The following is a 19,704-nucleotide window of genomic DNA, read 5'->3' on the forward strand; positions in this document are numbered from 1 at the left end:
GAGTTATTCATAACAATGACGATATTTACAAAACGAGGAGGATACAAATGAGAATATTGCATACTTCGGACTGGCATTTGGGCAAAAGCTTGGAAGGCGTGAGCAGAATGGACGAGCAGGAAAGCTTTTTGAACGACTTTATAGAAATAGTTAAAGAACATAACATAGATATGATTATAATAGCCGGAGACGTTTATGACAGCGCAAACCCTCCTGCAAGAGCCGAAAAAATGTTTTATGATACATTGAAAAAGCTTTCGGCTGACGGAGAAAGAATTACTTTGGTAATTGCGGGCAATCATGATAATCCCGAAAGGTTGGTTGCGGCAGGACCTCTTGCAAGAGACCACGGGATCATAATGCTTGGTACACCAAAGTCTGTAGCTGATATAGGTGAATATGGAAAGCATCGTGTGATTGATGCCGGAGAAGGCTATGTGGAGATAGAAATTAACGGAGAAAAAGCCGTTATAATTACTGTTCCGTATCCTTCTGAAAAAAGGTTAAATGAAGTGCTTTACGCTGCAATGGATAATGAAGAAGAAAGAGTAAAATCTTACGGGGACAGAATGAAACTTTTATTTTCCTCGCTTAACGAAAAATACAGGGATGATACCATAAACATAGCGGTGTCACATTTGTTTGCAATGGGAAGTGAAGAGGCCGGCTCGGAAAGAAATGCACAGCTTGGAGGAAGCATAATTGTTGATGGAAGCTGTTTCCCGGAAAAAGCCCAATACATTGCATTGGGTCATATACATAAACCTCAGATCGTGCCGGGAACAAACAAAAAAGCGAGATATGCCGGTTCGCCGATTCATTATAACAAGAAAGAAATAAGCTTTAAGAAAAAATGCTACGTTCTGGATGTGCATGTAGGGCAAGAATGTAGTATAGATGAATTGGAATTTAAGATATATAAGCCGATTGAAATCTGGAAATGCGAAAGCATCGAAAAAGCAATAGATATGTGTGAGGAAAATAAGGACAAGGATTGCTGGGTTTACCTCGAAATTACTACAGACAGATACTTAAGAGAAGATGAGATAAAAATGATGAAGGTTCTAAAAAAAGACATTCTTGAAATTGCACCGAAGATATCAGCTGTTGAAATGGAAGAAATCAACCTTGATATGGAAAAATCTTTCGAAGAAATATTCAGGGGTTTTTATATGAAGGAAAGAAATGTGGAGCCGGATGACGAGGTGGTAGATATATTGTTATCAATATTGAATGAGGAGGAATCCGAAAATGAAACCGCTTAACCTTAAAATAAAAGGACTTAACAGTTTTATTGAATTGCAGGAGGTCAATTTTGAAAGATTGACCGAAAGGGGATTATTCGGCATTTTCGGACCTACAGGCAGCGGTAAATCAACCATACTTGACGGTATTATACTGAGCTTATACGGCTGCGTGCCAAGAGACAGCTCCAATTTTATGAATATTAACTGCGATACTATGAATGTATGCTTTGAATTCCAGATAACAGAAAAGGATGCAAAGCGCTACAGAGTTGAAAGAGAATTTAAAAGAGATAAATCCGGAAGTATAAAGACACGATCGGCAAAAATTATTGATATTACTTCGGATGAAATTGTTCTGGAAGATATGGTAAGGCAGGTAGACAGTAAATGCAGGGAAATTATCGGCTTGGAGGTAGACGACTTTACGAGAACGGTGGTTCTTCCACAAGGTAATTTCAGCGAGTTTTTGAAGCTTCAGGGCAAGGAAAGAAGGGAAATGCTTGAGAGATTGTTTAATCTTCAAAAATACGGAGACAAGCTTTCCAATAAACTTTCTTTAAGAATCGGTAAAGATGTACAAAGCCTGAATGTACTTGAGGGAGAATTGAAGGGCTTTGAGAATGTAAGCGATGAAATTCTTGAAAGTACGGAAAAGCTGCTTAATGAAACAAAAATACAAATTGAAAATCTTTCTATGGAATTGGCATCGGCCGAAAAAGAATATAACGAGGGCAAGGAAGTATGGGATTTACAAAAAGAGCTTATATCCATTGATGAGAAGGAAAAATCCCTGAAAGAACAGGAAAATGAAATTAAAGAACTTAACAACAGAGTAATTAAAGGGGAAAGTGCACTCAAGGTTAAGCCCTATATCGAAGCTTACGAAAATACACTTAAACAAATTGAAGCGGTTTCTAAAACAGTGTCAGAGCTGAAGCAAAAAGCGTTATTAATTGAAAACCACAAAAACAGTGTAGAACAGTTGTATGTTGAAGCGAAGAATAAAAAAGATATTAACCTGCCTGTTATTAAGGTAAAGGAGCAGAAAATCCTTGATGCAATAGAAGAGAAAAGTGTTCTGGGAAAATTAACTGCGGAAAAACTCCGGCTTGAGGAATCTAAAAATAAAACAGAAGAAGAAATAAAAAATGCAAATCAGCAATTATTGATAAGTGAAAATAATATTTTAAAGTTAAATGACAATATTAACAGCAAGGAAAGCAAATTCGAGCAATTGAAGGTAGCTGAAGAATTTAAGGATAAAGTTAATGCCGGTTTTTTACTTATAAGCTCCTATGACAATCTAATCGGTCAAACAAATAAAATAAGCAAAGAAATAAAAGAAATAAGCGATATTCTAAATGAGGAATCAACTTTAAGTGAAATGTGCTCCAAAGAATTAAATGACAAGGATGAATTGTTAAAAAGTAATGAAAGAGCGCTAAATGTCATAAACGAAAAATGTCCCGGAGACCAAAATACATTATTAAAATTAAAAGAAAATTTGGACGAAGTAAAAAATAAATGGGAAAAGAATAAGGAATTTACCGAATTGATCAATAAAGCCAGGAATAACACCGATGTATTGAAAATCGAGCTAAAAACTAAGGAAGATGAAGCGCTTGTCCTGAGTAAAGAAATAGAGTCATCAAAGGACGTATTAAAAAGACAGGAAGCTGAAAATATCGCTCATATATTGAGACAGGAGCTTTCAGACGGGGAGGTATGTCCTGTTTGCGGTTCAACATCTCATCATCAGGAAAATATTAAATTAGAAAAATTTGATTTCAATGTTGAAACATACAGGAACAGCTTGAATGCCAAAGAAGAAAAAGCAAAGAAATTAACGGCAGAAATAATCAAAATTCAAACTAATTTAGTTACAGAAGAAAATATTATAAAACAAAGCGAAGCTAAGTTGAATGAGTTGGGTGAAGATTATAAAAAAGTATCTTTAGAGAATTTAAAAAATGACTTCCAGAAACAAATCATAGAAGTCAATAGATACAACGATGATAAATCTAAGCTTGAAAAAAATATAAGGACTTTATCGGAAGAAAAAAGCAAATTGTTATTGAAATATAATAAGATAACAAGTTCCATAGACCATAATAGAGTTCAGCTAAAAAAGCTGGGGGATGAACTTAAGCTTAAAAGTGATGAAGCTGAGGAAAAGAAAAAAGAACTGAATAAGGTCAAAGCTGAGCTCCAAATTGTCGATTTCGTAAAAGTGAAAGAAGAAATCAACAACAAGGAAAATGAACGCAGCTTGCTTGAAAAGGAAATAAAGGAGCATCGCGAGAGTTTAAAAACAGAACTTGGATTAAAGGATAAATCATTAAACAAATTAAATGAGCTCAAAATATTTTTTAAAGAGATGCATACAACAATTTACGAGAAGAATAAAAGCATTGATGAAAAGACGGAAAGTATAAAAAATAAGTCCGGTGGTATCGAGGATTTAGAAGATGCAAAAGAACAGATATCCGCTTTAATTAATCAGATATCAGAAGAATATGAAAAGCTTGAGAAAAGCAGAGAAGCTGCAGAAACGCAATTTAAAGATTGTAATAATGAAATAATGTCAGCACAGGGGAATCTCATAAGCTTAAAGGAAAGGTGCGAAAAGGATAACTCTTCGCTTAAAAATGTCTTGGAGGAAGAGGGCTTAAAGGATGCTGAAGAGGCAAAAATTAAATATGTACAAAAATTCGAATTAGATAATTTCAAAAAGCAAATTGATGCTTATATAAATTCCTTAGCACAAATAAGAGGTGCATCCATAAATTTAAAAAATAAGCTTAACGGCAGATTCCTGACAGAAGAGCAGTGGGTCAATATCCGGAATATGAAAAGTGAAAAGGCTGAAATGCTTGATAAATTAAATGAAGAAAAAATAATACTTGAATCTGAAGCCAAAAAAGCGGCAGAAAAATTAACTTACAAAAAAGAACTTGAAAAAAATAAAGGAGACTTATCTCATAAATTGGCTTTGTTAAGAGACTTGGAGAAATTATTCAGAGGCAAAAAATTTGTTGAATTTGTAGCTGCCAATCAGCTTAAATATGTGTCGATAGAAGCAGGCAGGAGATTAAAAGAAATTTCCGGCGGCACATACGGATTAGAGGTTGATCAGGATAGTAAGTTTCTTATCAGGGATTATAAGAATGGTGGAGCTCAGAGAGATGCATCGACACTTTCGGGCGGAGAAACCTTTGTTGCATCCTTAGCTCTTGCACTTGCTCTTTCTTCCCAGATTCAGCTAAAGGGTACGGCACCTCTCGAACTTTTTTTCTTGGATGAGGGCTTTGGCACACTTGATGACAATCTGTTAGAAGTGGTTATGGATTCACTTGAAAAAATCCATAACGATAAGCTGTCTGTGGGGATTATCAGTCACGTTGAGTCGATTAAAGGCAGGGTACCTCTTAAGCTTATTGTAACCCCGGCCGTAGCAGGCATGGGCGGAAGCAAGGTAAAAATAGAAATTAGCTAGGTTTTCTAAAAAAAAATTGCATTTAGTCATATATATTGCTTATTAAATATATATTTATATAAGGACAAATTTATATATGATTAGGGGGATTTTAATGAAAAGGTTTAAAACTAAGTTAATCAATAAGCTATCCGGTAAACTGTTAAAGCCTTTAAACAAAGAGGAATCGATAAATAATATATTAACTATAGGATTATTTGTTTTCATAATAATAACAACATTTTGGATAATAGACATAATATTCGGTCTTTTGAGTGATTCAATGAACTTAGATGAAATAAAATATGTACTTTTATTGATAAGGGATTATGTAATATGGTTTGTTTTAGCTCTATTATACATTTTTATTGCAAGAAAAAAACAGTTTAATAACGAATCGGTTTATGGATTAACTGCTTTGGGTTCAATATATACGGGAATTAAGCTGTATATGGCTGAACTGGGTTACTTTTGGCTGTTCCTTGTAGAGTGGGTTGTAATAACGATAGCAATATATAATATAGTAAGGATTATATTTAAGCATCTTGCCAAGCCGGTTGTTGAATAGCACTCAAGAAAGTTTTAGTTCCCTTTGGTTACAAACATTGGGAATTCTTTGCGAATGCCCTACCTCTATTCTCAGAAAAAAGACTCTGAGAAACGGGGTTAGGGCAAATTTCGCCTATCAGATTGATGACTTTGTCATCAATCTGATTACTCTTTTGAGTGATTTTTGTTTAAATAATACCAATTTGGATATAATTATGATATAATTATAAAAAGAGGAGGGATGCATATGAAAAGGTTATTAGTTCCTATTGATGGTTCTAATGCATCAATTGCTGCCGTGAAAAAGGCTATTGAGATAGCAAGAAATAATAACTCGTATATAAAATTGATATCTGTGGTAAAATCATCTGAAAACAAAAGAAAAGACAGAAATGAAAATTTATGGGGTGCAGTAGATGGCTCAATAATTATCAATGAAGAATTAGAAAAGAAGTTGGAAAGCAATTATGTTGAAAGCTCGGAAAAGCTTTTGAGCCAGATAATATCACGTCTTGATTTTAACGGAATCAGGGTAGAAACAGAGGTATTGGTAGGAGAACCGTATTTAAAAATAATAGAGCAGGCTAAAAGTGGTAATTTTGACCTTATAGTCATGGGAAGCAGAGGGTTTTCTAAAATGAAAAGATTTTTTGTCGGGTCTGTTACTCAAAGAGTAATAGCAGAAGCTCCAAGCCCTGTCTTAGTGATAAGAAGCGCTTTTGAACCATAAATTTAAATCGGGCTATTCCACCTTATACAAGGTGGTTTTTTTTATAACTTAATATTGAAAAATATGGAATAATATGATACAATATACTAAATATTGATAATTATTAATAATTTAATGGAGGTAGAATAATGACAAAAAATGCATTGCTAAATCGGCAAACGTATACAGCAAATAATAAATACGACTTTGATGAAAATTCATACAAAAGCTTATTTTTGGATTTACCAATCGGATATGCGTTTTTTGAAATTATTTATGATGAAAATAATAAACCTTATGATTATAAATTTATAGAAGTTAATTCAATATTTGAAGAGAAGTCGGGATTAAAATCAAAGGAATTAATAGGAGAAAATATATCTGTATTCTTTGAATGCATTGATAATAAAAAAACAGAACAGCTTATGCTGCATGCGGCCAGGGCAATATACAAGGGTAAGCAGCAGGAATTTGAAATATATAATAAACATGTTAACAAATGGTACAAGATTCATTTAAAAGCACCTAGCAGAAAATTTTTGGTAACTTATCTAATAGATATAACAAAAGAGAAACTTCATACGATTGAGCTGGAAAACGCAAGAAGGCGTATGGAAAACATAATTGAGGCAACTGATATTGGTACATGGGAGTTAAATATGCAGACAGGTGAGCGTATTTACAACGAAAGATGGGCAAGCATTTTGGGATATACACTTGAAGAGCTGTCTCCAATTAATGAGGATACATGGATAGGATTGGTCCACCCTGATGATTTACAACAGGAGCTGAACAAGGATATGCTTCTTTATAATAAAAAGATAGATTGCTATGATGACGAATACCGTATGAGACATAAAGACGGTCACTGGGTTTGGATACAAGACAGAGGCAAGGTGATATCATGGACAGAAGATGGCAGCCCGTTACTGCTCAGCGGTACTCACACTGATATAACCGCAAAAAGGAATAAGCAGGAAGAAGTTTTGTATTTAAGCTATCGTGACCAGCTGACAGGATTTTATAACAGAAGATATTTTGATGAAAATCTTAAAGAAATTGATGTCGAAAAAAATCTTCCGATGTCGGTTATTTTAGCTGACGTGAATGGTTTAAAGCTTACAAACGATTCGTTTGGTCACTCAGTAGGTGATGATTTATTGAAAAAAGCCACGGATGTAATAAGAGCCGGCTGCTGCAGAAACACGGATAAGCTAGTGAGGATAGGCGGCGACGAATTTTTGATAATCTTACCTAATACAGAATCATGGAAGGCAGTCGAAATTATTAAAAATATAAATTCTCTGGCGCTGAAAGAAAAGGTCAGAGGAATTGACGTTTCAATTTCTTTTGGATATAAAACCAAAAGAAGAATTGAAGAAAGCTTCAATGATGTATTTAAATCTGCCGAAGCACGTATGTACAGACACAAGCTATATGAAAGCTCCTGCATACGAAACAAAACAATTGAAATTATAATGAACACATTGTATGAAAAAAGCAACAGAGAGATGCTCCATTCTAAGAGAGTCGGTGAAATCTGCGAAAAAATTGCATTAAGGCTTAATTTTGATAAAGAAAAAACAATACAAGTTAAGTTAGCGGGAATAATGCATGATATAGGTAAAATGGGAATTGATGAAAATATTCTTAATAAACCTCAAAGATTAAGTTATGAGGAATACAATGAACTAAAAAGGCATCCTGAAATCGGGTACAGAATGCTCAGTACGTCCAATGATTATTCGGAAATCGCGGATTATGTGCTTAAGCATCATGAAAGATGGGATGGTAATGGTTATCCCGGCGGTTTCAAGGGTGAGGAAATATCAATTCAGGCAAGAATTATTGCAATAGCTGAAGCTTATGATGATATGATTTACGGTATGCCGTATAAGAAAAATATGAGTATTGATGAGGCCGCGGCTGAATTAAAACGGTGTTCCGGCTCACAATTTGATCCTGATATAGTTGAAGTATTTATTGATTTGATAACCTCCCCTTAGGCTGATGAAAAAGCTCGTTTGTATCATCTTGAGCATAATAATATCACTCAGCCTACAAGGTTGGTAAAGTTGCGACTCCACTATACCTTTGCTGTCTGTATACGCTTACTATTAAATTCCATGTTCGTTCATCCACTGTTCCGGTAGGTTCTAAACCATTTAAGCTTTGAAATACTGTAACAGCACTTTGGGTATTTTCGTCATATATACCATTGGGTTCAATATAAGGGATTGCAGGTATTATTAATGAAATATAAGATAACATTTCTTGAATCACATAAACTCCGGGAGATTCATATCCTAATGAATATATTATACCTGGCCATTGCAAAATAGGAATATACACCTCTTCGGGAGGAATTGCTTCCAATATGCCCATTATAGTCCTATATATCGAATTTATTGTTTCTTCATTGGCAATACCCGTTTGTGCTAAGTCCATAGTTTTTTGATACTGCAAAACGGCATCTCTTGTTTGATAATCGTATACTGATGTAATCGGGACAGCAGGAATTGTGTTGTAAAATGCCGATAAAACATTTAAAGCAAATTGTAACAGATCGACTCCCGGCCTCACATCACCTTCTAAAAATTGTCCGGATGTTATGCCGTATAATTCGTTAAACAGTAATCCTTCTGTTGATAATTCAGCTAATTTGGTAACCGCAGTATAAGTTCGGATTATTCTGTACCACGTCCCTTCATCTATAACGCCGGTTTGCGGCAATTGAAAAACATTTTGAAAAGTTTTTACGGCAGCTTCAGTCGTTTCTCCAAAAAAACCATCAATTGGTGAAATAGCGGATATTGCGGGATAATTACGTCTGATTCTTTCCAAATAACCTTGCATTTTCAGGACATTTAAGCTTGAATCACCTAATGAAAGCGGTTCTCCGGGATAGGTGCTCGGAACATCGGTTTGAGGTGCGTTCGTTATAATTTCAATATTTTCACCGTAATAGTATTTTAGTATTTCTTCAGGAATATATCCGGCATCGGCTAATTCCACCGTTCCCCATTGCTGCAATCCATCGCATACGGATATCCTTCCGTCGCAAAATCTTGCATAAATGGGGAAGGTTTGCCCTGTTCTGGCTATATAATAATTAAAAATTCTATCTGTTATAAGTGATATACTGTCAAAAATACCTCTGTTATGTACATATGCCTGGTCATAACGGGTATCGTTAGTGATATCAAAATTGTAACCTCTTGATCTGTACCATTCAGTATAAACTCTGTTTAATGTAACAGATGTAATAGCAATTATATTTGCAATTAAGGAATTATCAGGCCATGTAGGATATAATTCGCTCGAAGACACATTCTTAATATAATCAATAAAAGGGACCGTTACATTTTCGGCATCATCTCCTGGCGCACCTAAATGAACAGTTATATTTGTAGGTATTGAAATTACCGGTATACTTGGAGGAATATTTATTTCCTGCAAAGCATGTATAACTTTATTTTTATTTTTCAATTTCTTAATGTGCACCTTATAATCTCCTCAGTAAATTTTATGACTATTCTTTAATCATATAGACGGCAGGTACTATTTATCAAATTCAAAGTATTCCATGTTTCCCGGTCTAATACGCCTGTAACAGGAAGATCGCTCATTCGTTGAAACTGTTTAACAGCTTCTTCGGTTTTTTCATCGAAAATTCCTGTTATAGGAACCTCCACATAGTTAACATATTTTCTTTTAAAATTGTTTAACACAATTTGCAGTATATATATAAAATTATTCTGGTCTCCCAATTTAAATTCCGTTATATTGCTTGGAAAGCAAGCTACGGTGCTTGGAGTATTGATACAATGAGAACATCTTTTATGCTCACTGAGAATTTTATTCCATGTTTCCAAATCAACTACACCTGTCACAGGCAATGAAAAAAATTTTTGAAATTCTGTAACTGCATTACGAGTTCTGTCGTCATATCTTCCGGTGGGATATACTAAGGGAATTTCAGGATGTACTTGCGCTATATCATTTAAGTAGAGCTGAATTTCTAAAACAGGATTTGCAGCGGCTAATCTATTTTTCATATTTACCTCCTTACTTATTTTTTGTTTGTATAGGAATATCGACCCGCTCATCGCGATGGGTCTCATCGGGTCTTAACGGGGTTAAGTTTACATTGAATTGATTTGCGATGTTAGGATAAATTTCAACATTTATTATTATCACTGTATGATAGTTCGGTGCACGAACAACTAAATGGTATTGCGTCCTTCCCTCTCCTGATAAATCTATATTTGAAAGCAGCACGGGAAGTTCAATTCTGGGCGCCTTACCGCTTTCATCAGTGGTAAATGTCCTTATGAGTGTTTCCCCTTCCTGTTCGTTCCATACGTATACAGAAACTTCGGCATTGCCTATAGGGATTGCACCTAATCCTGTAGATGTATTGACGTCAATATATCCAACGTTTGCTTCCAATTTTTTTATTAAATTTTTTACATAATACGGCTTATGGTGCATATTAACCTCCAATATTATTGCCCGGGAATTGACCTTCACTCCGAGCGTTTCCAAACCTTAATTGGCGATAAATCAAAACAATTCTGTCCCAGGTATATTGGTCTACAACCCCTGTTACATCGATGCCAAAATATTGCTGGAATGCTCTTACGGCTTCCTCTGTCATAGGACCGTAAATACCGTCCGGAACTGTTGGCGGCAATCCTTCTAAAACAGAAGCAATATAAGATAAGTATTGTTGAATAAGATATACTGCCGGTCCTTCGGAACCTAAGCTGTAAACTGTTCCCGGCCATAATAAGCTGGGAAGAGCTATGGCTGAAGGAGGTAACGTATCCAATATTCCTATAACGTTGTTGTACATTGTATTCCAGGTTGATTCGTCTACAATTCCGGTTACAGGCAAGTTGAAAGTTTTTTGGAATTCCATAATCGCATTTCTTGTATGAGTATCCAGAATACCGCTTATATCAACTGAAGGTATAGTGTTATAAAAAGCCGACAAAACATTGAGGAAATATTGTACTATCTGGACTCGCGGTACTACTCCTTCTATAGGGGTGGGAGTAAATTCGGGTATTTCGCCTATTCCTATTCCTCTTGAGGTTAATTCGGCCAAACTAGTAACGGCTATATATATTCTTCTTATCCGATACCAGGTTGCTTTATCCACTACACCGGTAACCGGAAGGTTAAAAATACTTTGGAATGTACGTACTGCTGCCTCTGTCGCTTCATCAAAGGTTCCGGTTGGATTCGGGATTCTTGGCAAAGCAGGATAGTTTGTTGCAATAGTATTCAGCGAAATTTGCATAGATAATACATAAGGATTGTTGTCTCCGAGAACTAAGGGTCCCGGAAAGGTTTCTATAAGATCAACTAACGGGGTGTCAGTCATTATGTTTATATCTTCTCCATAATAATATTGAAGAATGTTATAAGGTGTTAAATTCTGTTCCGCTAAATTAACAGTTCCCCACTGAGACAAACCGGGACACTGAACTATTCGCCCGTCGCAAAACTGTGCAAATAACGGCTCTAATTGCCCCTGTCTGGCAATGTAACTGTCAAATATCTGGTCAACTATTTCGGAAATATTGTCAAAGATACCTCTGTTGTTTACAAAGGCCTGATCATATTGAGTCGTATTCGTAATATCAAAATTATATCCCTGCGACCTGTACCATTCAGTAAAAACCCTATTTAATGCCACCGATATAATTGCATAAATATTGGCACGCAATGCATTTTCGGGCCAGGTCGGATACAGTTCGCTTGATGCTACATTTTTAATATAGTCTATAAACGGTACAGTAACATTTTCCGCCTCCTGATCGGGAGGCCCCAAATGAACTGTTATGGTACTTGGTATCACTACTTCCGTAAGTCCCGGAACTTGTATACTCATTATTAAGCACCTCCTACATTAGAAAAATCTGCCGGGCTTGGAGGAATAACAATAGTTTGTTCAGGAGCTGCATCACTTGGTACTCCTGCGGCAACCGGTATCAGATCAATGTTGAATCTTGTGGTAGTATTCGGAAAAACCCGTATATCCAGCACATTTTGTGTATAATAGTTAAATGCCTGTACTCTTAGGTTATAGGTGCTGAAATAAAATTCAGTGCTTTCCATAGGATCGGAAGGATTATAAATAACAGGCAGGATTATATCAGGAATTCGTCCGTTACGGTCTGTTACATAATGAGCCAGCACATGCTCATCTCCGTTTTCATCCACATGAAATACTGTTACTACCGCATCTTGTACAGGTAATGCGCGTGAAGCGGTATAAACTCCTACGGATACGGCTCCTGTTTCTTCTTCTTGCGTGACATCCTGAACAGGTACTTCCTCAGGTGGAGCAGGGACTGCAGGAGCATCACCTTCGGGAAATTGTGTATTTAATTTTCTGAATGGGAAAATATTTAAATTTGATTCATGTAAAAAAATTAAATTTCTTTTTCGCAACTTAATAGTCACACCCTTCTACTTAAATTAATTGCAGCATCATGTATTATAATAATATTTATTATATGCAGATAGTATGAATATGTTTAGCGCAAAAAAAAACAGGTCGCTGAAAATGACCGCCTGCTTCGTCACCGTTACGGCGACGAAGCAGGATGAACTTATTTCAACAACCTATATTGAGAATACAAAGCGTTTTATATCCCTTTATATCCCTTTATCTTTTTCCCCACATAAACTGCCAAAGCAGCTTTGACTGTATCTCCGGGAATAAACATAAACATTCCCATATTTAAAACTTGCATAATATTTAAATTTTTATCAAGCATAATATTTAAAATATAATACATGTAGGGGATACCTATGATGTATAGAACAACCGTACCTAAAAACACGGCAAGAATTAAATTATTAGTATTATTTGATTTTGATTCTGTAATTTTTCCGATTAAGAAAGCAATTGTGATATACCCTATTAAAAATCCAAAGCTCGGCTTAAATACTGCCTGAAATCCACCGGTAAAATTGGAGAAGATAGGAAGTCCGGACAAACCTAACAATAAATATGCAATTTGTGAATACATTGCTTTTTTTGAACCTAAAATAATTCCCGATAACAATACAAAGAAAGATTGTAAGGTTATTGGTACCGGTCCCACCGGTATACTTACAAAGGCTCCAATTGCCGTCAATGCGGTAAACATACCTATTTGAGTAATATCTTTCGTACTTAATTTCATAGTTGTCATAAGCTTCTCCTTACGGTAATTTCTCCTGAGTTTAGTATTTCTTTATGTCCATTATCGTGAAAGACTATGAGTGCACCATTAGAGTCAATATCCTGCGCATAGCCTTCAAACCACTGATTATCCCTGAAGTATCTTATTCTTTCACCTAAAATCATGGACCGTTCTTTATATATTTCAATAAATTTTCTGCTGGAAATATCATTTAAGACAGATAAAACATTGTTTATGATTTCCGCACTTAATTGATTTCTTATAAATTTTGTTTCGCCGATTTTAAATATGGAGCCTGCAGTATTTTCTATATCTACAGGAAACGATTCTGTTTTTATATTTAGTCCTATGCCGACCACAACGCTTTCGATAGTTCCGCTTTCCATGTCTGTAACGGCCTCTGTTAAAATTCCGCATATCTTTTTGTCATTTAAATAAATGTCATTGACCCATTTGATTTGTGTTACAATACCCGTTGTTTTTTCTATGGCAAGTGAAACGGCAACTGCGGCAGCAGTAGTTATCAGTACAGAATCATTCATATTGAGTTTCGGCTTCAATATGATACTCATGTAAATACCTGATTCTGGAGGAGAATAAAAGCCTCTTCCCATACGTCCCTTGCCGGACAGCTGTTCCTCAGCGAGTATAACAGTACCGTGAACAGCATTATTCATTATCATCAATTTGGCTTCCGTATTTGTAGAATTTATAGATTTATATACTTTAACGGGCAGTTCCTTATATTCATCCTTCAGATAAAGACGAATACCCTCTGACGATAACAAATCAGAAGAAATGGCCAGGGAATAACCCTTGTTGGATATTCCTTCAATCAGGAAGCCATCTTCCTTCAGTAAATTTATTGCTTTCCATACGGCAGTTCTTGAAACGCCCAGATTTTCTGCCAATTCCTGACCTGAAATGCTTTTACCCTTATTTTGTTCCAGCATATGTAAAACATCATTTTTAACAGACAATATTGACACCTCTATTTTAAAAACTTTTATTTTCTGAAAAGTACTAATCTTACATTATTATAAATTATAGCATAAAGTATTGTCAACCTAAATTTCATTACGGTTAACAATATCCCCCTTTCTATGACAAGATACTATACAATAAATTCGCTCTTTGGAGCTGGGATTAGCAGCATAATACTATTGACAGCAGGTAAATAATACGATAGCATAAATAAAGAGTTTTTTTAACTTCTGCTCGAAAATTTGATATTAAGGAATAAAAAATCATGAGCTTGATTGAAATTACAAAGGATTGCTATTTATATAATTCGAAAAACATAGAGATGGTTAGCTTAATTTCAAGCATTTTTTTTGATGAAGGTAATAAGAGATATTTAGAATTCTATAACTTAGAATTTATAGAAGAAATTAAAAAAAAATATAGATTTTTGCATGAAATCTTAAATGAACTAAAATACAGCGGTATGCCGCTTTTAGAGTTTTTGTTTAATAGAAAAGATTTATATAATAACCAGGAGATTAATTGTTTATTTAATGATGATTCAAAATCAGAATTTTTTTTATATGATAGCCAAAAACTAAATTTTCCGATAAATGATTTCGAAAATTTAGTTGAATATGAAAAATACCTTTTAGATATGGAAGCTGATATCTTTTTCTATAAACTTTTTTCAGAGGATATTGATAAAGACATTATAAAGGCTGCTATACATGATTCTTATAAGTTAAGCGAATTATACGAAAAAAACAATTATATAACTAAGAGCTTTATTGGACTTAAGACACTTATTGATAACAGAGAAATGTTTATAAGAGATTTCTTCAGTTGTGCCAGAGCTTTGCAAGGTACAGAATTTGAAAATGGAATTGAATATATCAATAATATTTTTGATGATGAAAGAAAGAAATTCGAAAAAAGTATAGGAAAAGAAGAACCTTTAGAGGTGTCACAGCAAATTATGGGGAAAACCTTTAAAAACAGAGGTCCATATAAAAAATTTATATTTATACCAAGTGTATTTTCACCCTATAAAGCCATGAGATTTTTCTATGATTATCAGGCATTAATTTATTCAATTGGAAAAAATGAGTTTACAAATACTGATGCGATTAATAAACTAAAAGCTATATCAGACGAAAGCAGATTAAAAATCATAGAAATTTTACGAAAAAGCGGTCCGATGATTGGAGTGGATTTAGCAAAGAACTTAAATATTGCTAATTCAACTCTTTCCCATCATATAGAGCAGCTGAGTACAGCAGGCCTTTTAAATGAAGAAAGGGTTAAAAATTCCAAATATTATAGTATAAATACAAATTCTTTGGATGACCTTATTAAGTATCTGAGTGAATTGTTTAAGGAATAAATATTAAATAATTAAAATAAAAACTACTAAAATTCAATTAAAAATTTTAGTAGTTTTTTGTTGACAAAAAATTAAATCAAAATTATACTATATTTATCTAATTAGATTAATATCGAAATATAAAACTATTTATTAACCTTTGATACCAACAGGAAGGAATCTATAATAATGCAGAACTTAATTGAATTAAAAGACCTGAAGCGTGAATTTGTTATAACAAAGGGTTGGATTAAGAGGAAAAAAGAAATTGTTAAGGCCGTAGACGGCATTTCATTTGAAGTAAAAAAAGGTGAAATTTTTGGACTCTTAGGGCAAAATGGAGCCGGAAAAACCACTATAATTAAAATGCTTATAACTCTGCTCGCACCTAGTTCAGGAACTTGTAAAGTGTTAGGCTATAACACATACGGAGAAGAAAAGGAATTCAGAGATAAAATTAATTTCATCTTCGGCGGCGAAATGGGAGTTTATAAAAGGCTGTCGGCAAGAGATAATCTGAAATATTTTGCTAATCTATATTATATGGATGAAGCTAAGGCAAATAAGCAGATTGATAAACTGTTGGAATTAGTAGATTTAAAAAATAAGGCAGATGTATTAGTGGAAACATTCTCTAAAGGAATGGTCCAAAGGCTTCAAATAGCAAGAGGCCTTATAAATGATCCTGAGATTATTTTTATGGATGAACCTACAATCGGCTTAGATCCCTTAGGTGCAAAAATCCTAAGAAATATTATCAGAAAGCTAAAAACAGATGGTAAAACTATAATGCTTACAACACATTACCTTTATGAGGCTGATGAGTTATGCGATAGAATTGCTATCATAAATAACGGACACCTTGTAGCACTTGGAACACCTCAAGAACTACGAAATATTATAAGTGGAATGAACACTATAGAAATAGTTTTAGAAAAAGTAACTAATGAGACAATTGATGTTATAGAAAAACTTGAAAGTGTTCGTTCCGTCGAGAAAGCAGATACAGACAAGGGCATTAAGCTTATTATAAAATATTTAGAAGATGCAGATATAAGCGGGAATATATTGAACTCGTTAAGCGGCTTGAAAATATTATCTTTCAATCAAAAGGAATTAACCTTAGAGGATGTATATATCAAGCTTGTGGAAGCATCACGATAAAATGGAGGCCATTATGAAAAATTTAAAGGTTTTATGGACAACCATGACATTGCAAATGAAAAATTCATTTGTTCGCCCTATGTTTAGATTTTGCTTATTAGCAAATCCTTTGGTAAATACTATACTTCTGTATGAAATGTTTATTAATTCCGGACAAATTAATTTTATAAATTATGTAATACTTGGAGCCGGTCTCATGGGTATATGGAGCTGCATCTGCTTTTCATCGGCAGGAGATATCAACAGAGAAAGATGGTACGGAACTCTTTCGATAATCTATACGGCCCCTGCAGATTTCAGACTAGTTATAATTGGAAAGATACTTGGCAATACAATTCTATCGCTGATTACATTTGCTGTTTCATTTGCTGCGGCAAGGTTGTTTTTCAAAGGTAATTTCTATGCCCCACAGGCTTATCAATTCCTTATTTCTTTTATTTCAATGATATTAAGCTTTGCAGTTATAGCAATATTTTTAGCTTATTTACTGACATTGTCAAGAAAGACAACATTATACATGAATTTAATTGAATATCCGGTAATTTTAGTCTGTGGATTTGTTTTCCCCGTAGACATATTGCCAAATTGGGTTCAGAAAATAAGCTTTTCATTACCGCCTACATGGGCTGTAAAACTTCTGAGGATGAGTGTTGCGGGTGAAGTTGAAGCATCCATATTCTTAGATACATTTTATAAACTTGTTTTTATCACAGGAATTTATGTGATTATTGTAATTTTACTTTATAAAATAATAAATAAACAAGTTAGAAAACTGGGAACATTGGAAATGCAATAAGAAATAATGGAGGTAAATATGAAAAGATTTATAAATCAAGCATGGTTAAGCTTTAAAATAAGATATGCAGCAATTTCTTTTGAAGAATTTTTATTGCTTGAATCTTTATATCCGCTGATTACATTAGCATTTTACTGTATATTGGCAGCTTATAGCTTCAATACAAATAATCTTGCAAAATGGGTTGTAGGCAATTCGTTTTTACTATGCACAAATATATGTATATTTGCTTTGGGATCAGCATTTGATGAAGAAAGATATACCGGCAGAATCAGGTCAATAATTATATCTCCGGTAAGCAAATTGTTAATAGTTTTGGAGAAGGGATTTTTTCCGGCGATAATTTCGGTTATTACTGTATTTTTCGGGTTTATGATAGGAAGCCTGATATTTAATGTTGATTTTACATCAATCAATTTATGGCTGTTCTTATTTGTAATTATAGTAGGAATGTTTTCAATGACCGGATTTTCATTGTTTTTATCATCATTTGGTTTAATAACAGATTCCATGCATTTTATACTAAATTTAGTAGCAAATATATTAATAATATTCAGCGGAGCGAATTTCCCTATAACACAGCTTCCACAAACACTTCAAGTAATATCAAAAATCATACCTCTGACACGAAGCATAGAGTCGGCAAATATGCTGTTTGGTGGATATGATACATATAAATTCGTATGGTTATTATTAGAAGAAATGCTTGTAGGCATTATATTTTATGTAATTAGTTATTTTGTCATTAAAATCGCAGAAAAAACAGCCAAAAAAAATGCAACATTAGAGTTATTTTAAAATCCGTCCCTAACGCTCCCCCCCTAAAATTCCCTTAATAATATTGCAAAAAAAATTGGAACAAAAATTAAATTAATCAGTCTAATAAAGTAATAAACTAATATTATTATAATATAGGAGGTCAATATGAATATGAAAAGAGTATTAGTTATAGGATTGTGTTGTATAACTATTTCAACAAGTACAGTATTCGGCTTATCATATAGCTTAAATATAAATTCGGATATAAAAATACATCTTAATAATGAATGGATAAAATTGAAGGATGAACCGTTTATTGAAAATGACCGCATCATGATACCTTTGGAATTCGTAGAAAAATTAGATGCAAGGATTGAAACAGATTTAAATACGGGTTATATTAAAATATACAAGGAAGATATTATAATAGAAATGCAGACAGGCAAAAATACAGCCAAGGTAATTAATAATGACGGCGGTACATTGACAGAGAAGGAAGCTGAAATAAATATGCCGCCTGTAAATGTTGATTCAGTATACTTCGTGCCGCTGCGATTTGTTGCAGAAAATTTAGGCTTTTACGTACAGTGGGATAATTGGCAGCGTGCCGCTCAGGTTAAAGAGGAAGGTGATGTTATGGCAGTTGAAAGACCGATAGAATTTGAAATTGTTGACAGGGAAACCATATTAAACAATGAGCTTTTATTAAATCTATACAACGAAAATTACATGTCAAAGGGAATTTATTTTCTGATGGATGATGAATGGATGTATGTTCTTTTATCTGCAGGGGAAAAGCCGACAGGAGGTTATAGCCTGTCCATAGACAGCATCACCGAAGTAACTCCAGGTACTGCATATATTAATGCAATATTGAATTCACCTGATAAAGACAGCATTGTGACACAGGCACTGACATTCCCAAACAAGATGCTGAAATTTGATAAAAACAACATTGTGAACATTCAATGGGATTTGTCCGGCAACGAACTGAGCGATGAGGCAGAAAGAAATGAAGTAATAAATTTAGTTCAGAATTTCGGCGGACAGTTAAAAATGGTTTCATTATTAGCACCCGAGGATATAATTAAAGAAAATATGGAGAAATATTACTGTGAATACGTTACGTCAAAGCTTATAGAAGATTGGCTTGATAATCCTGCAAAAGCACCGGGCAGATTGCTTTCAAGCCCTTGGCCGGAAAGGATAGATATTTTGGAAATTGAAAAACTATCCGAAGATGAATATGAGGTTAAAGGCAACATAATTGAACTTACAAGTGCTGAGCTTAAGGAAGGCGGCATAGCGGTCGGTAAGCCCATAACATTAAACATTAAAAAATACGATGAAAAATGGGTAATCGACGCATTCGATTTCGAATAATGAGATTTATGTATAAACACCGGTACAAAATAACTTGTGCCGGTATTTTATATGTCAAATTTGTGACGTTATTAGCTTGAAAGGCATT

17 protein-coding genes are annotated in these 19,704 nt (G+C 34.2%); 10 read left to right on the forward strand and 7 right to left on the reverse strand.

Translation table 11 applies throughout. From position 1 onward, the window contains the following. Nucleotides 1-47 precede the first annotated feature (47 nt). The 5 genes from HZF24_RS02135 (at nucleotide 48) to HZF24_RS02155 (ending at nucleotide 7,986) form a co-directional block, all read left to right on the forward strand. On the forward strand, nucleotides 48-1,265 hold the full coding sequence (locus tag HZF24_RS02135; protein ID WP_179236604.1) for an exonuclease SbcCD subunit D: 1,218 nt from the start codon (nucleotides 48-50) through the stop codon (nucleotides 1,263-1,265). Beyond that, nucleotides 1,252-4,743, forward strand: coding sequence for an AAA family ATPase (locus HZF24_RS02140; RefSeq protein WP_179236605.1), 3,492 nt, complete (start codon nucleotides 1,252-1,254; stop codon nucleotides 4,741-4,743). The genes HZF24_RS02135 and HZF24_RS02140 overlap by 14 nt, the downstream gene beginning before the upstream one ends. A 94-nt stretch (nucleotides 4,744-4,837) precedes the next feature. Then, nucleotides 4,838-5,290, forward strand: a complete 453-nt coding sequence (locus HZF24_RS02145) for a hypothetical protein (protein ID WP_179236606.1) — start codon at nucleotides 4,838-4,840, stop codon at nucleotides 5,288-5,290. 228 nt (nucleotides 5,291-5,518) lie between these two features. Further along, nucleotides 5,519-6,001, forward strand: coding sequence for a universal stress protein (locus HZF24_RS02150; protein ID WP_179236607.1), 483 nt, complete (start codon nucleotides 5,519-5,521; stop codon nucleotides 5,999-6,001). Nucleotides 6,002-6,129: 128 nt separating this feature from the next. Beyond that, nucleotides 6,130-7,986 (forward strand): HD domain-containing phosphohydrolase, encoded by a 1,857-nt coding sequence (locus HZF24_RS02155; RefSeq protein ID WP_179236608.1) that lies wholly within the window; start codon nucleotides 6,130-6,132, stop codon nucleotides 7,984-7,986. Nucleotides 7,987-8,038: 52 nt separating this feature from the next. On the opposite strand, the gene HZF24_RS19320 is transcribed toward HZF24_RS02155, so the two are convergent. From HZF24_RS19320 to HZF24_RS02190, 7 genes are all read right to left on the reverse strand, one after another. Continuing rightward, nucleotides 8,039-9,484 (reverse strand): peptidoglycan-binding domain-containing protein, encoded by a 1,446-nt coding sequence (locus HZF24_RS19320; protein WP_179236609.1) that lies wholly within the window; start codon nucleotides 9,482-9,484, stop codon nucleotides 8,039-8,041. A gap of 35 nt (nucleotides 9,485-9,519) precedes the next feature. Further along, nucleotides 9,520-10,038, reverse strand: coding sequence for a peptidoglycan-binding domain-containing protein (locus HZF24_RS02165; protein ID WP_179236610.1), 519 nt, complete (start codon nucleotides 10,036-10,038; stop codon nucleotides 9,520-9,522). Between the two features lie 10 nt (nucleotides 10,039-10,048). Continuing rightward, on the reverse strand, nucleotides 10,049-10,474 hold the full coding sequence (locus HZF24_RS02170; RefSeq protein ID WP_179236611.1) for a hypothetical protein: 426 nt from the start codon (nucleotides 10,472-10,474) through the stop codon (nucleotides 10,049-10,051). Nucleotide 10,475: 1 nt separating this feature from the next. Beyond that, nucleotides 10,476-11,882, reverse strand: a complete 1,407-nt coding sequence (locus HZF24_RS02175; RefSeq protein ID WP_179236612.1) for a peptidoglycan-binding domain-containing protein — start codon at nucleotides 11,880-11,882, stop codon at nucleotides 10,476-10,478. A 2-nt stretch (nucleotides 11,883-11,884) separates the two neighbouring features. Beyond that, complete coding sequence (locus HZF24_RS02180; protein ID WP_179236613.1) at nucleotides 11,885-12,457, reverse strand: carboxypeptidase-like regulatory domain-containing protein; 573 nt, start codon at nucleotides 12,455-12,457, stop codon at nucleotides 11,885-11,887. A 185-nt stretch (nucleotides 12,458-12,642) separates the two neighbouring features. Continuing rightward, nucleotides 12,643-13,194 (reverse strand): biotin transporter BioY, encoded by a 552-nt coding sequence (locus HZF24_RS02185; RefSeq protein ID WP_246345911.1) that lies wholly within the window; start codon nucleotides 13,192-13,194, stop codon nucleotides 12,643-12,645. After that, nucleotides 13,191-14,174 (reverse strand): biotin--[acetyl-CoA-carboxylase] ligase, encoded by a 984-nt coding sequence (locus HZF24_RS02190; protein ID WP_322790708.1) that lies wholly within the window; start codon nucleotides 14,172-14,174, stop codon nucleotides 13,191-13,193. Before HZF24_RS02190 ends, HZF24_RS02185 begins: the two co-directional genes overlap by 4 nt. 260 nt (nucleotides 14,175-14,434) lie before the next feature. Here HZF24_RS02190 and HZF24_RS02195 point away from each other — a divergent pair, with 260 nt between their 5' ends. The 5 genes from HZF24_RS02195 to HZF24_RS02215 all read left to right on the forward strand — a co-directional run bounded on the left by HZF24_RS02195 (nucleotide 14,435) and on the right by HZF24_RS02215 (nucleotide 19,616). Beyond that, on the forward strand, nucleotides 14,435-15,535 hold the full coding sequence (locus tag HZF24_RS02195) for an ArsR/SmtB family transcription factor (RefSeq protein ID WP_179236615.1): 1,101 nt from the start codon (nucleotides 14,435-14,437) through the stop codon (nucleotides 15,533-15,535). 168 nt (nucleotides 15,536-15,703) lie between these two features. Then, nucleotides 15,704-16,678: an ABC transporter ATP-binding protein gene (locus tag HZF24_RS02200; protein ID WP_179236616.1), complete on the forward strand. Its 975-nt coding sequence runs from the start codon at nucleotides 15,704-15,706 to the stop codon at nucleotides 16,676-16,678. 13 nt (nucleotides 16,679-16,691) lie between these two features. Beyond that, nucleotides 16,692-17,474 (forward strand): ABC transporter permease, encoded by a 783-nt coding sequence (locus HZF24_RS02205; RefSeq protein ID WP_179236617.1) that lies wholly within the window; start codon nucleotides 16,692-16,694, stop codon nucleotides 17,472-17,474. Nucleotides 17,475-17,492: 18 nt separating this feature from the next. After that, nucleotides 17,493-18,272, forward strand: coding sequence for an ABC transporter permease (locus tag HZF24_RS02210; RefSeq protein ID WP_179236618.1), 780 nt, complete (start codon nucleotides 17,493-17,495; stop codon nucleotides 18,270-18,272). A 126-nt stretch (nucleotides 18,273-18,398) separates the two neighbouring features. Next, nucleotides 18,399-19,616: a stalk domain-containing protein gene (locus tag HZF24_RS02215; protein ID WP_179236619.1), complete on the forward strand. Its 1,218-nt coding sequence runs from the start codon at nucleotides 18,399-18,401 to the stop codon at nucleotides 19,614-19,616. Nucleotides 19,617-19,704 lie beyond the last annotated feature (88 nt).

The sequence above is a fragment of the Sedimentibacter hydroxybenzoicus DSM 7310 genome (assembly GCF_013403245.1).
Lineage (GTDB): Bacteria > Bacillota > Clostridia > Tissierellales > Sedimentibacteraceae > Sedimentibacter > Sedimentibacter hydroxybenzoicus.